Below are 13,962 nucleotides of genomic sequence, written 5' to 3' on the forward strand. Positions count from 1 at the left end.
AACCATGAGGAATTGTCACATATTTCATCCCTCGATGAGCGTAAAACCCTTTCGCTCCTTGTTACTTTTTCGCATTTCATCTGTGAACCGTTGTAAATATTCCCGTACATCTAGCCAGCTTTCTATGGATGTAGACGAATTAGCACTTCCACCAACCCTTGATCTTCGAGTTCCTTCTAAGGAGAAGTGCTGTATCGTTTTGCGATCCTACCGGTCCTTCGTGACCTTGTAACTCGTTTTCCGACTATCCCTTCGGCAATTTATTCGGCGTGGCATAGTCACCCATTGATCTGGAAATTCACACTTTGCTTGCGATAGTAAATACCTATATCGACTCAAAGTCTTCTTTATCTATCCAAAGCCCCACAAGCCGGATTCTGTTGGATGCATAGTGAGCTTCATTACTCCCTAATTGCTTAGGCGAATCATACGATTGTCTGGCCTCCTTATTACACGAGAGCCTTACAACCTTGATTGACTAGTATAGGTCTAATTGACTTGGAAGATACTGCATGTTTTCTGATAAGTAAATAAAACATCCAAAGCACCTTCTCTTTAAGAGAGGATTTGCTTTGGATGCTTTTTCATTATTACTGGTTAATAGTTCCAACACCAATGATTTTAGCTGCACTTCCTCCATTTTTTGACACGTTAATTGTATAGTTACCTTTATCAATCTTACCAAAGTTTTTAGTTTGAGATGAATCGTCAGCGAGCAGATTGGATACGGTGTAATAAGTGTAGAAGTTCTTGTACAGTTGAACAGAATAATTATCCTTACTTGTACTACGAGTACCATCATAGTTGAATGAATCTGCCTTAGCTGTTGTCGAAGTAGCTATGTTCTCCAACGAGTGAACATTCGTTCCTTTAACCTCATAGCCTATATCAAAGGAATACGAGCCACTATAAGCCGCAGCCGACACAGCACCCACGACTACCGACGACAATACCGCTGCAACCATTAACTTCTTTTTCACTACAAAAAACTCCTTTTTCTGATAGATTTTGGAAACATCTCAAATCTTACATAACCATTACAAGATTGTCAACAAGGATTAAAATATTTAAATCAAAAGTCCCCTATCGCCTGCAACACCAAAATAAGTCCATTAACAAAGGAATCTTTTAAGGCATTTTAATGTATTTGCATAGTGCAATAGACCTCTTCATGGTCATAGACGATACCAACACTACGCTATACTTACTCTAGTGATCACCTGATTTCGTTTTTAAATAAGGGAAGATTTACCATGATATCTTAGATTCAGAGGGAATATTAAGACTTTGCATATTCGCGATGCAAAAAATAATGAAGGACAGCTGTGGAGGTACTGCACGGATTGGGCTTTGTCAGCTATTGCTCATTTCGGTTCCGCTCAGGGTGAAATTTAGGTCAAAGGAAACAACATAGAACGGCGCTCACAGCGACTTGGGTCTCAAATTTAACCGAACAGAGTGTCGTTATGGCGCGTTAAAAATATCTATGGAGAAGCAGCCACTTCTATGCGGTTGGTCACCTCGTGCTCGATTCACGTTGACTATCTACAAATCCGGTCTTTCGGGTGTACCTGACCTCCAATGAGCTTGCTCACATTTCTGTAACCAATCTTTAAGGTTATCATAAGCCCGACTTCAGCTTCGTTTAAGGTTCGGCGCCTATACTTAACTTCAACGACCCCCCTTTATAATAGAGTAAGACTTGGACCCGCAGCGATGCGGGTCATTTTTTGCGCTTCTAGCGAAAAACCGGCTTGCTGCCGCAGCCGGTGCTTCTCGGGGTTATAGCCACGCCTTCAGCAACGCGGGCAGCTCGCCAATGTCTCGGATCTCTGCATGCGGTGCATGGTCCGTGTCCGACGCGGCGCCTCGTCGGTTCAGCCATACCGACCGCCAGCCCGCTTCCATCGCGCCGGCAATGTCGTTGCGCCAGGAGTCGCCGATGTATAAGCATACCGCCGGCGCGTATCCCGTCACGGCGCTGACGTGCTCGAATATCCGCGGATCGGGCTTGGCGATGCCCACGCCGTCCGAGATGAAAATCCGATCGGGCGACACGATGCGGTCCAGTCCGAGCGCGCGGATTTTGGCCATCTGATGCTCGACCGGACCGTTCGTGATCATGCCCAGCCCCAGCCCCGCTTCGCGCACGAGCGCAATCGCCTCGAGAACCCCGGCCGACAGCTCGATTCGCCCTTGTTCCTCGATATATCGCGCCTGCACCGCCGCCGACTGTTCGCGCGTAACCGCAAGGCCGAACTCCGCGAACGCCAGAATGACGCGCTGCACCCGCATCTCTTCTAACTCCATTCGTCCCTCCGCGTAAATCTCCCAGAGCCGGTCGCTGTGATAGCGCACCCGTCGGTAAGCCGTCTCCAGCGGAAAATCCGCCGGCAGCGTCAGCACCGCCTCTACCGCCTTGCGGAACGGAGAGAGCGAATCGTACATCGTATCGTCCAAATCAAAAAAGACCGCTTCGAACCGGCCCGCGGCGTTGCTTGCTTCCGTATGCATGTCAGCTTCTGCCTTCCTTCCGTTACATCCTTCGTCCGCACTATCGTATCACGAAGCGGCGCGCAATGAATAGCGCTGGGTAAAGAGGGATGCTGTAGTCGGCTGGGCACCACTATTGTGCGCCAACCTTGGCGGATCGCTTGCTGTAGTCGGCCGGGCACCACTATCTCGCTCCAGCGCAGGTTGATCGCTCGCTATAGTCGGCTGGGCCCCACTATTGCGCTCCAGCGCAGGCGCCCCCCGCTCGCTGCAGGCTGCGCCTTCAAGGCGCGCAGGCGCCCGTCTAGCGGATCGTCGCCGTTCTGACCGGCTCTTCCCGCACGAATCGGTCCCCCGTCCAACGGCGGACAATGTCCATATAGGCGCCGGCCTCCTGATCGTAGTAGGTGTTCCGGAAAGCCCGATCTCCCTCCATCGGGTATTGAATCGAGTAGGCTCGTTCCGCGGAATGGATATTCCGTTCCAACACCCCGAACCCGTCCCGTTCTAGGGTGAACAAACTATAGATATTGCCGTTGCTCCCGCCCCACTGCCCTAAGGAAAAATCATCCCAACCATCCCCGTTGTAATCCGCGAGCGCCAGCTCAAAGGGATCCGCCTTGCGGAAGATCATCCTACCGCCTCCATCGAACGATTCACCCGCATCGAGGCGCGCAAGCTCCTTGCCATCTGCATCCCATGCCACGAGCTCGCAGATTCCTTGGCGGAACTCGCCCTGGAACGGCCCCGGCTCAGGATCGTTACTTTCGTTGCCCCTGGTCATCATCAGCCGAATCGTAACGCGGGTGCCGAACGGATTGCGTTCCGATACGCCTTCTGCCAGCGTGACGGGCTCTTGAAGCCGGGCGTCAACCATACCGGCGGTTTCGGAGGAGACGCCCCCGGCCGATTCGGCGCTGCTCGATGCACCGCCGGTTGGCCCCGTCTCCTCCTTGGTTGCGTTTGCCGAACCGCCTGCCGCGCAGCCCGACAACAAGGCGATAGTCCCGACCACCGCCAACGCGTTCTTTATTTTAAGCTTCAACCTGTGTTCCCCCATTCTTGACGACTATCGATACAGACGCTCGGCAGACAGTCATAGTTGCACCATCAAGGCCCCCAAACAGCTTAGATGCAGTCGCCGCGCGCAAAAAAAGCCATCCCCATGCATCACGCCTTGGGATGGCTTCGCTCTATTCGCCCGCTAATTCCGGTTAATAACGACGAGCTTCAGCTCGGTCATATCCTCGATCGCGTATTTGATCCCCTCGCGGCCGAGGCCGCTCTCCTTCACGCCCCCGTACGGCATGTGGTCGACGCGGAACGTCGGGATGTCGTTGATCATCACGCCGCCGACGTGCAGCGCGTCCGCCGCATCGAGAGCGGTGCGCAGGTCGTTCGTGTAAATCCCCGCCTGCAGGCCGTAAGGCGAGTCGTTCACGAGCCCGATCGCCTCTTCGATCGATCCGACTTTGCCGACCAGGACGATCGGCGCGAACACTTCCTTGCACGACACCTGCGCGTCCGGCGGCACGTTCAGCAGCACGGTCGGCAGCAGAATACCGCCCTCCGCCGTTCCGCCGCACGCGATCCTAGCCCCGCTCTCCACCGCTTCCCCGATCCAGCCTAAGGTGCGGGTCACTTCGCGTCCGGCGATGAGCGCCGACACATCGGTCGCCGGATCAAGCGGGTCGCCGACCTTCAGTTGACCGACCGCCGCGACGAGCTTCTCCACGAACGCTTCGTACAGCTCGTCGACAACGTAGATACGCTGCAGCGAAATGCACACCTGCCCCTGGTTCGAAAAAGCGCCGACCGCGCAGCGGGCGACGACCGCATCCAGGTTGGCATCCTTGTCGACGATGACCGCGGCGTTCGAGCCAAGCTCGAGCGTCACTTTTTTCAGCCCGGCCATCGCCCGGATCGAAGCGCCGACGGCGGCGCTGCCGGTGAAGCTGACCGCGCCGACGCGCGGGTCGGACGTGATCGTCTCGCCGAGCAGCTTGCCATCGCCGGTGATGACGTTCAGCGCGCCAGCGGGCAGCCCCGCTTCCGTGAACAGCTCCGCGATATAGAACGCGGACAGCGGCGTCTGCGGCGCGGGCTTGAGCACGACCGTATTACCGGCGGCGAACGCCGGACCGAGCTTATGCGCGACGAGATTCATCGGGAAGTTGAACGGCGTTATCGCGCCGACGACGCCGATCGGCTCGCGCATTGTATACGCGAGGCGCCCTTCTCCGCCCGGCGCGGCGTCGAGCGGAATCGTCTCGCCGTGCAGACGCTTCGCCTCTTCGGCCGCGAACAGATACGTCTGCACCGTGCGATCCACTTCCCCATACGCCGCCTTCAGCGGCTTGGCCGCTTCGAGGGCGATCAGCCGCGCCGCTTCCTCCCGGCGCTCGCCGAGCAGCTGAGCCGCGCGATACAGGATCCCAGCCCGCTGATGAGCGGGCATCCGGCGCATCGCCGGACGCGCCGCGACGGCCGCCGCGATCGCCAGCTCCGCCTCCGCTAGTCCCGCATTCGCGATTCTTGCGATCGCTTCGCCGGAGTAAGGCGCATACAGGGTTATATAGTCGGCCGTCTCGACCTGAGCGCCGCCGATGAGCAACTGTTTCTTCATCATGGAATAAATCCTCCTTGCCGCTTCGAAATCGTTAACTCGTCTGTCAACGACAGCGGCCAGCCGGCCCGGTCCCGCCGCTTCCGGCAGTCCAGGCCATGGCTGGCCAACATCGCTTATTATATTGCTTTCGCGTACATTTCCGATAAGGCCTCGCTGATGATATCCAGCCCTTCCGTCAGCTGCTCGTCGGTAATGACGAGCGGCGTCAGGAAGCGCACTACGTTGCCGTGAACGCCTGCGCTGAGCAGGATAATGCCCTTCTCGTAGCAGACCCTCAACAAGCTTGCGACGAACGCCTTCGCCGGCTCGCCGGTCGCAGGTTCCACGAACTCCACGGCGCACATGGCGCCGAGGCCGCGCACGTCCCCGATGATCGGATATTGTTCCTGCAACCTCTCAAAATGCCCGCGAATCCGCTCCCCGATCATCTCGGACCGGTCGCTCAACCCTTCCCGCTCCATCTGTTCGATGACGGCGAGCGCCGCAACGCAGCCGAGCGGGCTGCCGCCGTACGTGCCGCCCAGCTCGCCCGGGCTCGCCGCATCCAGCAGCTCCGCCCGGCCGACGACACCGCTGATCGGCAGCCCCGCCCCCAGCGACTTGGACACCGTGATCAGATCCGGCTCGATGCCGAAGTGGCTGCTCGCGAACATCCGCCCCGTCCGGCCGAAGCCGGTCTGAATCTCGTCAGCGATGAACAGGATGTTGTTCCGTTTGCATACCTCGAACACGCCTTGGACGAACAGCTTCGGCGGCACGATGAACCCGCCCTCGCCCTGCACCGGCTCCATGATGACCGCCGCGATCTCTTCCGGGGCCGCTTCCGTCAGCAGGAAATCCTCGAACTGCTTGACGCAAAAACGCGCGTACTCCTCTTCCGTCATCGATGCCGGACGGTGATACGGATACGGATACATCGCTTTGTAGGTCGCGGGCGCGAACGGTCCCATTTTGAACTTGTACGGTTTCACCTTGCTCGTCAAGCTCATCCCGAGCAGCGTCCGGCCGTGGAAGCCGCGCGTGAAGGAGACGATGCCCGGCTTGCCGGTATATTTGCGCGCGATTTTCACCGCGTTCTCGACCGCCTCCGCCCCGCTGTTCAGCAAGAGCGCCTTCTTCGGAAAGTCGCCCGGCGTAATCTCGGCCAGTTTCTCCGCCAGCTCGACGTATGATTCGTACATGCCGACGTGGAAGCTCGTGTGCAGAAATTTCGCCGCCTGCTCCTGGACGGCCTTCACGACTTCGGGCGGACAGTGCCCGGCGTTGATCGTACCGATCGCGCCGACGAAATCGAGGAACGTATTGCCGTCGACGTCCGTGAGCAGCGCTCCGCTCGCTTGTTCCACGAACAGCGGAAAGTTGTTGCCGACGCCGAGCGATACGGCCGACGCGCGGCGCGCAAGCAGCTCCGCCGTGCGCGGTCCCGGCAGCGGACCTTGAATGGACGCGAATTTGCGTTCTGTCGCCATATTATCTCATACTCCTTACCCGCGGTACCAGCCGAGCGGCTCGACCTGTAGATTCGTATTGATTTGCTTCACTTCCGTGTAGGCTTCATAGCCGAAGGTGCCGAGCTCCCGGCCGATGCCGCTCTGCTTGTAGCCGCCCCACGGCGCTTCGTTGTACGTCGGATGATACGTATTGATCCACGTAATGCCGGCGCGGAGCTTGCGGGCGACCCGCTGCGCCTTGGCCCCGTTGTTCGTGAACACCGCCCCCGCTAGCCCGTAGATCGAGTCGTTGGCGAGCCGAATGGCCTCCGCCTCGTCTTTGAACGTCTGCACGACGAGCACCGGTCCGAAAATCTCCTCCCGCACGATGCGCATATCCGGCGTCGTGTCCGTAAAGATCGTCGGCTCCATGAAGAAGCCGCCCGCGTATTGGCCATCGGTAAGCCGGTTGCCGCCGCATACGAGCCGGGCGCCCTCGGCTTTGCCGATCTCGACATAATCCAGCACCTTGCGCAAATGCCCCTCGGAGACGAGCGGTCCCATCTCGGTATCTTCGGAAAGTCCCTCGCCGACGACGATCGTCTTCGTCCGCTCCGTCAGCCGTTCCATGAACCGGTCGTAGATGCTCTCCTCGAGCAGCAGACGCGATCCGGCTGCGCAAATCTGTCCTTGGCCTGCGAAAATCGCGAACATCGCATACTCGACCGCCGTCTCGAAATCCGCGTCGGCGAACACGATGTTCGGCGACTTGCCGCCGAGCTCGAGCGAAATCTTCTTCATATTGCCCGCGGCGGCCCGCATGATGCTGCGGCCGGTCGCCGTGCCGCCGGTGAAGGCGATTTTGTCGACCTGCTCGTTCTCCGCAAGCTCATGGCCGACCGTCGCCCCCGCGCCGAGCACCAGATTCGCCACGCCCGCCGGGAAGCCCGCCCGCTCGATCAGACCGAACAGCTTCACCGCCGTCAGCGGGGTGATCTCCGCCGGCTTGAAAACGACCGTGTTGCCGGCCGCCAGCGCAGGCGCCAGCTTCCACGCCGCCATGAGCAGCGGATAGTTCCACGGCACGATTTGGCCGCAGACGCCGATCGGCTCGCGGACGACGACCGCCTGCATCGGATCGGCCACCTCATACGTCTGGCCGTGCGGTTTTGTCGCAAGACCGGCATAATAACGGAAGCAGGCCACCGCGTCGTTCACGTCCCCTGCCGCTTCGCGCAGCGGCTTGCCGCTGTCCAGCACCTCGAGCCGCGCGAATTCGTCCTTCTCCGCCTCCAGCAGACGAGCCAGCTCGAAGATGAGCCGGGCCCGTTCGGCTGCCGGCGTCGCGCTCCACTCGCCTTCGTCGAAGGCGGCGCGCGCCGCCGCGATCGCCCGGCGCGCGTCCTCCGCGTTCCCTTCCGCCGCGCTGGCGATGACCGCTCCGCTGGCCGGATTGATAATGGCCCGCGTCTCGCCCGATAAGGCGTCCACCCACTGGCCGCCTATGTACATTTGCAGTTGTTCGCTCATACGTTCGCTCCTCCTGCTCCCATGGTTTGCGGTGCTCGGTCCGCTATTTTCCGCACATCGGCTGCTGCTGCGTGATGCAATGGATATTGCCGCCGCCAAGGGCGATTTCGCGCGTGTTCACCTGCACGACCTCGCGGTCCGGGAACAGCGCCTGCAGCTGCGCCAGGGCCTCGCCGTCGCGCGGATCGTCGAACGTCGGGATCACGACGCCGCCGTTGCAGATGTAGAAGTTCACGTACGTCGCGGCGAAGCACGTCCCCGTCGCCCGGCTGTAGCTGCGGCGGGCCCGGTCGATCCGGCGCGCCTCCTCGTCGGAGATCGTCAGCGGCGACGGAATGTGAATGCGGTGAATGTCCAGCTTTCGTCCGCGCGCGTCGACCGCTTCGCTCAGCGTCTTGTACGCCGCCTGCAGCACCTCGTATTGCGGATCGGCGGGATCGTCGGTCCAGCTCATCGCCACGACGCCCGGCCGGATGAACGCCGCGACTTCGTCGATATGGCCGTCCGTCTCGTCGAACAGCATGCCGTCCTTGATCCAGATGATCTTCTCGATATTCAAGTACTCCCTCAGCAGCTCTTCGACCTGCGCCTGGGATAAGTCGGGATTTCGGTTCGGATTGAGCAGGCATTGCTCGGTCGTGAGCAGCGTCCCTTCCCCGTCGACGTGAATCGCGCCGCCTTCGAGGATGAACTGCTGGGCATCGTATCGGTCCTTATATTCCAGCTCCAGCACCTTCTGCTTCACGAGCATATCCTGGTCCCACGGAAAATACAGTCCGCCCTGCAGGCCGCCCCAAGCGTTGAAGCCCCAGTCGACGCCCCGCACGTCGCCCGCGTCGTTCTTCACGAACGTCGGGCCGACATCGCGCATCCACGCATCGTTGGAGGACATCTCCACCACCCGGATCGGATCGGGAAAAATAGCGCGCACATGCTCATACTGCGAGGAGCCGACGCCGATCGTCACAGGCTCGAACCGGGAGATGGCGAGCGCCACCTCCACGAATGCGTCCTGCGCGGGCTTGGCGCCCAGACGCCATGTATCGGTTCTCGTCGGCCACAGCATCCAAGTGCCGCGATGGGGTTCGTATTCGGCCGGCATCCGGTAGCCGTCCTGTCTCGGTGTACTGTTGATCGTTCTTGGCATGCGGCTTCACCTCGGAGAAAATTAAGCTTTCGTGTGCGCGAGCACCTTGCGGAACGTCGCGACGACGCGATCGACTTCGTCCATGGCGATCGTCAGCGGCGGCTCGATCCGGATCGTCTTTGAATTGATGAGCGTGCCCGCCACCAGAATGCCCTCGTCGAACATGCCTTTGGACACCTCGTAGCCGACCTCGTCGCGGTGGAACTCGATGCCGATCATCAGACCGATGCCGCGAATCTCCATCACCTTGTCTTCATGCCCCGCGGCCGCTTCGCGCAGACCGTTCAAGAAATAGCGTCCGACTTCGTCCGCGCGGGCCGGAAGGTTCTCTTCGAGCAGCACGTCGATGGTCGCGATCGCCGCCGCGCAGGCGAGCGGATTGCCCCCGAACGTCGTCGTGTGCATGAACGGGTTCGGGAAGAAGCTCTTGAACACGCGCTCGTTCGCGACGACCGCGCCGGCCGGCATGACCCCGCCGCCGAATGCTTTGGCCAGGCAGAGAATGTCCGGCGTCACGCCGTATACTTCGGAGGCGAACATGCGGCCCGTGCGGCCCATGCCGGTCTGCACCTCGTCGAACACGAGCAGCGCGCCGTACTGATCGCACAGCTCGCGCACCTCGCGCAGGTAGTTCGGCGGCGGCAGGATGATCCCGCCCTCCCCTTGCACAGGCTCGAGCAGGACGGCTGCGACGTCCTCGCCGACCATCGCGCACGTCTCGAACGTCTTGCGCATCATCTCGATGTCGCCGAACGGGATGTGGCGGAAGCCCGGGATGAGCGGCAGGAACGGCTTGCGGAACATGCCTTTGGCCGTGCCGGAGAGCGAGCCCAAGCTCTTGCCGTGGAAGGCGCGCGTCGTGGAGATGATCGTCGTGCGCTCGCTGTGCATTTTGACCAGCTTCAATGCCGCCTCGACGCTCTCGGTGCCGCTGTTCGTGAAGAACGAATATTTCAAGTCGCCCGGCGTAATCCGCTCGAGAATTTTGGCGAGCATGGCGCGCAGCGGATCGAGCAAATCCTGGCTGTGCAGCGCCTGGCGCTTGAGCTGGTTCTCGACTGCCGCGACGACCTTCGGATGCCGGTGTCCGACGTTGTAGATGCCGAAGCCGCCGAGACAGTCGATGTATTCTTTGCCGCTGACGTCCTTGAAGCAGGAGCCTTCGTCCGACCACTCGACCGCCGCGAACTGGCCGCCCTGCGTCACCGTCTTGCGGTATTCGAGGAAGCCCGGGTTGACGTTCTCGCGGAAGCCGTCGACGGTCTCCTTCGTAATCCACGCCGCTTCTTCCTTCGTCACGTCCTTCTTCGCGATCAGGCCAAGCACTTTCTTGATATAAGATTTCGTCTCGTCCTCGCCGCCGTGCTGCTCCGTTACTTTCGAATGATCGATGGCCATGGGGATGCCTCCTTGGATTTGGGGTAATAGGGGTGTCAAACGGCCGTATCATCCGGCCCATGTCTGCAAGGCTTCGACTGCCGGCGCCTCTTCCGCTAACTCCGCGAATCGCGCGTCATCAGCATGCCGTACGTCTCCGGCCGCCGGTCGCGCATGAACTGCAGCAGGTTGCGGGCGAAGTCAATCTCGCCGAGCTCCACCTTCTGGATCAGAATCCCTTCCTCGTCGCCCAGCGACTGCACGATGTCGCCCATCGGGTTGCTGACGAACGAGCCGCCGTAGAACGTCATGTCGTCCTCGCGTCCTACGCGGTTGACGGCGGCGATGAACACGCCGTTGTGAATGCCGTGCGCAGAGATCGCCTTCTCCCACGTCCGGCGCGTCGACAGCTCGGGATGGTCCGGTTCGGAGCCGATCGCCGACGGGAAAAATAGGATCTCCGCGCCCTGCAGCGTCAGGGCGCGAGCCGTCTCCGGGAACCATTCGTCCCAGCAGATGCCGATGCCGATCGTGCCGAACGCCGTTTTGTAGACCGGATAGCCGGTGTTGCCCGGAATAAAATAATATTTCTCGTGGTACTGCGGCCCGTCGGGAATATGGTTTTTTCGCGTCGTGCCCAGGCAGGTGCCGTCGGCGTCATAGACGGCGGCGCTGTTGTAGTAGAGCCCGCGGCCGGCTTTCTCGTAATAAGGCACGATAAGGACGACGCCAAGCTTGCCGGCCAGTTCTCCCATCGTCCGCAGCACGTCGCTGTCCGGCGGTTCCGCCAGTTCGTAGCCCCGCGGAGTGACGCGCTGCGCAACGTAAGGGTTCGCGAACAGCTCCTGGAGACAGATGATTTGCGCGCCTGTCGCCGCGGCCTCCTCGATATGCGCGATCGTGCGCCGGACGTTGAGGGCGGCGTCGGGATCGCAGGAAAGTTGAATGAGAGCGAGGGTCACATCGGATTGGTGCATCGGCTGCAGCTCCTTTTTATATATATTGAATGAACGTCAGTCATTCGCGACTAAATGACGGCCGCGAAGGCCGTGCATGCAGGATGGGCGGCGTATTGGCGTCTAACGGCGGCCTGATAGCCGGGCCGCTCCCGGCTACTTCGCCGGCGCCATTGAACGCTTCAGGAACTGGAACACTTCGTGCTGGGATTCCTCGCGCGTGATGTCCTGGTCGCGGCCGATGAAGAATCGCTCCGCGGCGTTCTCGACCATGTTGACGATCATTTTGGCCGTCCAGCCGACGTTGAGCTCGCCGATGATCTCGCCGCTTTCGATCGCCCGCTTCAACTCGTCCTCGAACCATTCGTAGTACGGCTTGTAGATCGTCTCCCAAATTTCCATCGAGTGGTCGATGGCCAAGCCCGAGTACACGAGCACGATGACGTCCTTGTATTCGTCGGTAATGTTGTAGATCTCGTCGATGAACGTCTGGAGAAATTCCATGAAATTCGCGCGGTCCTTCGTCTTCTCCCTGCTCTTCTCGAGCGTGATCGAGATCAGGTTCTGGGCGATGGCCGGGATGAGCGCGTTCTTCGAGCGGAAATACAGGTAGAACGTCCCTTGCGCGACGCCGGCTTTCTTGACGATGTCCGAGATGGACGTACTGTAGAGCCCCTTCTCGGAGATGATTTCAATGGCCGCCTGCAAAATGGCGTTATATTTGTCGTTGATTGTTGTTGCTGACACGAATCGCCCTCCAATGACTGACTCTCATTCATTTTTCGTTTGTGTGATTTATCATAGCTCAGTCGCGATTATGGCGCAACCATTAATTTCAATTGCTATGTCACATTATGTAACACCTCGCTCTAAATTTCCGCTTGAAAGATGAAAAATGGGCGTTGTATACTAGGTCGCATAAAGCCAATATGTGGTTGGGGGAGTGATTCCATCCTTCTTGCGGAAGGAATTGTGACGGGTACCGCTTACAAAATCATATCGACGTCTGCGCTCGGCAGACAAGGAGGCATGGTATGCACGGAGAGACAACGACACTGAAACGCTCGCTTGGCCTGTGGCAGCTCATTCTTCTGGGGCTCGGCTTTATGACCCCAATGGTTGTATTTGACACGTTCGGCATCGCATCGGAGGAGACGGGCGGCCACGTTCCCGCCTCGTACGTCATCGCGCTCGTCGCGCTGCTGTTCACCGCCGGAAGCTATGCTTTCATGATTAAAGCCTTCCCGAACGCCGGATCGGCTTACACGTATACCCAGAAGTCGTTCCATCCGAATCTGGGCTTCATGGTCGGCTGGCTCGCGCTGATGGACTACATGTTCCTGCCGATGGTCAACGCTCTCATCGCCCAAATTTACATGACCTCCTGGTTCCCGAATGCGCCCTCCTGGATCTTCGTCGTCATCTTCGTCGCGCTCGTGACCGCCATCAATCTGCTCTCCGTCAAAGGCACCGCCAACATGAACAGCTACCTCGTGCTGTTCCAGATCGGCATGGTGATCGTGTTCGTCGGCATCTCCGTCTGGGGCTTGCTGCACGGCAAAGGCACAGGGTCGCTATGGTACCCGGACGCGTTCGTCTCCGGCGACATCGAAACGTCGACCTTGATCTCCGGCGCGACGCTGCTCTGCTTCTCGTACCTGGGCTTCGATGCCGTCGCGGGCTTCGCCGAAGAGACGGACAATCCGACGCGGACGATTCCGCGCGCCCTCTTCCTGACCGCGCTCGTGGGCGGGCTTCTGTTCATCATCGCCTCGTATTTCGCGCAGGCGTTGTTTCCGAACGTATCGGACTTCAACGATCCCGAAGCCTCCACGCCGGAAATGGCGATTTACCTAGGCGGCGTCGTCTTCAAGGCGATTTTCCTAACCGCCGGTTTCGCCGGCACGATCGCCTCCGCTATTTCGTCGCAGGCGAGCGTATCCCGTCTGATGTATGCCATGGGCCGCGACCGGATGCTGCCTACCCGCTGGTTCCGTCATCTCTCTCCGCGCACCCGCACGCCGATTTTCAACACGCTGTTCGTCGGCGTCGTCTCGCTCACCGCCGTCTTCTTCAGTCTGGATACGGCGACGTCGTTCATTAACTTCGGCGCGTTAACCGCGTTCACGTTCGTGAATTTGTCGGTCATCGCCCACTATGTCGTCCGCCGCCGCATGGTCCGCAGCGCCAAGGAAGTGCTGTCCTACCTGATCATCCCGATCATCGGCGCCGCATCCATGATCGTCCTATGGGTGAACCTGGATCGGCACTCCATCTATCTCGGCATCAGCTGGGCCGCCGTCGGGTTCGTCTGTTTGATCTTCTCCACCAAAGGGTTCCGCATCCTGCCCGCCGACCTGAATTTGTCAGGTACAAGTCGAATCGACGAGTCGGTGTAAC

Annotated in this window: 11 protein-coding genes; 1 reads left to right on the forward strand and 10 read right to left on the reverse strand. The window is 59.4% G+C overall.

Annotated elements, in window-relative coordinates:
- Nucleotides 1–590: 590 nt before the first annotated feature.
- From ACFFSY_RS07655 to ACFFSY_RS07700, 10 genes are all read right to left on the reverse strand, one after another.
- Entirely contained in the window at nt 591–980 is a 390-nt protein-coding gene (locus tag ACFFSY_RS07655) for a hypothetical protein (RefSeq protein WP_377492336.1), read from the reverse strand.
- Nucleotides 981–1,782: 802 nt separating this feature from the next.
- Nucleotides 1,783–2,514, reverse strand: a complete 732-nt coding sequence (locus ACFFSY_RS07660) for an HAD family hydrolase (protein ID WP_377492339.1) — start codon at nt 2,512–2,514, stop codon at nt 1,783–1,785.
- Between the two features lie 283 nt (nt 2,515–2,797).
- The gene (locus ACFFSY_RS07665; protein ID WP_377492343.1) at nt 2,798–3,538 is read right to left on the reverse strand and encodes a hypothetical protein; all 741 of its coding nucleotides are present in this window, start codon (nt 3,536–3,538) and stop codon (nt 2,798–2,800) included.
- 159 nt (nt 3,539–3,697) lie between these two features.
- Nucleotides 3,698–5,119, reverse strand: coding sequence for an aldehyde dehydrogenase family protein (locus tag ACFFSY_RS07670; RefSeq protein WP_377492835.1), 1,422 nt, complete (start codon nt 5,117–5,119; stop codon nt 3,698–3,700).
- A 119-nt stretch (nt 5,120–5,238) separates the two neighbouring features.
- Nucleotides 5,239–6,591: a 4-aminobutyrate--2-oxoglutarate transaminase gene (gabT, locus tag ACFFSY_RS07675; protein ID WP_377492346.1), complete on the reverse strand. Its 1,353-nt coding sequence runs from the start codon at nt 6,589–6,591 to the stop codon at nt 5,239–5,241.
- Between the two features lie 15 nt (nt 6,592–6,606).
- Nucleotides 6,607–8,082, reverse strand: coding sequence for an aldehyde dehydrogenase family protein (locus ACFFSY_RS07680; protein ID WP_377492349.1), 1,476 nt, complete (start codon nt 8,080–8,082; stop codon nt 6,607–6,609).
- 43 nt (nt 8,083–8,125) lie between these two features.
- Nucleotides 8,126–9,229 carry an agmatine deiminase gene (gene aguA / locus ACFFSY_RS07685; RefSeq protein ID WP_377492352.1) on the reverse strand — a complete coding sequence of 368 codons (1,104 nt, stop codon included), beginning with the start codon at nt 9,227–9,229 and terminating at the stop codon, nt 8,126–8,128.
- A 21-nt stretch (nt 9,230–9,250) separates the two neighbouring features.
- Nucleotides 9,251–10,627, reverse strand: a complete 1,377-nt coding sequence (locus ACFFSY_RS07690) for a putrescine aminotransferase (protein WP_377492355.1) — start codon at nt 10,625–10,627, stop codon at nt 9,251–9,253.
- Between the two features lie 95 nt (nt 10,628–10,722).
- Entirely contained in the window at nt 10,723–11,583 is an 861-nt protein-coding gene (locus ACFFSY_RS07695) for a carbon-nitrogen hydrolase (protein WP_377492357.1), read from the reverse strand.
- A gap of 135 nt (nt 11,584–11,718) precedes the next feature.
- A complete protein-coding gene (locus ACFFSY_RS07700; RefSeq protein WP_377492360.1) occupies nt 11,719–12,309 on the reverse strand; it encodes a TetR/AcrR family transcriptional regulator in 591 nt (196 codons plus the stop codon).
- Nucleotides 12,310–12,596: 287 nt separating this feature from the next.
- Here ACFFSY_RS07700 and ACFFSY_RS07705 point away from each other — a divergent pair, with 287 nt between their 5' ends.
- Nucleotides 12,597–13,961 carry an APC family permease gene (locus ACFFSY_RS07705; protein ID WP_377492362.1) on the forward strand — a complete coding sequence of 455 codons (1,365 nt, stop codon included), beginning with the start codon at nt 12,597–12,599 and terminating at the stop codon, nt 13,959–13,961.
- Nucleotide 13,962 lies beyond the last annotated feature (1 nt).

The organism is Paenibacillus aurantiacus, from assembly GCF_042431225.1.
In the GTDB taxonomy this organism is placed as follows: Bacteria; Bacillota; Bacilli; order Paenibacillales; family Paenibacillaceae; genus Paenibacillus_Z; species Paenibacillus_Z aurantiacus.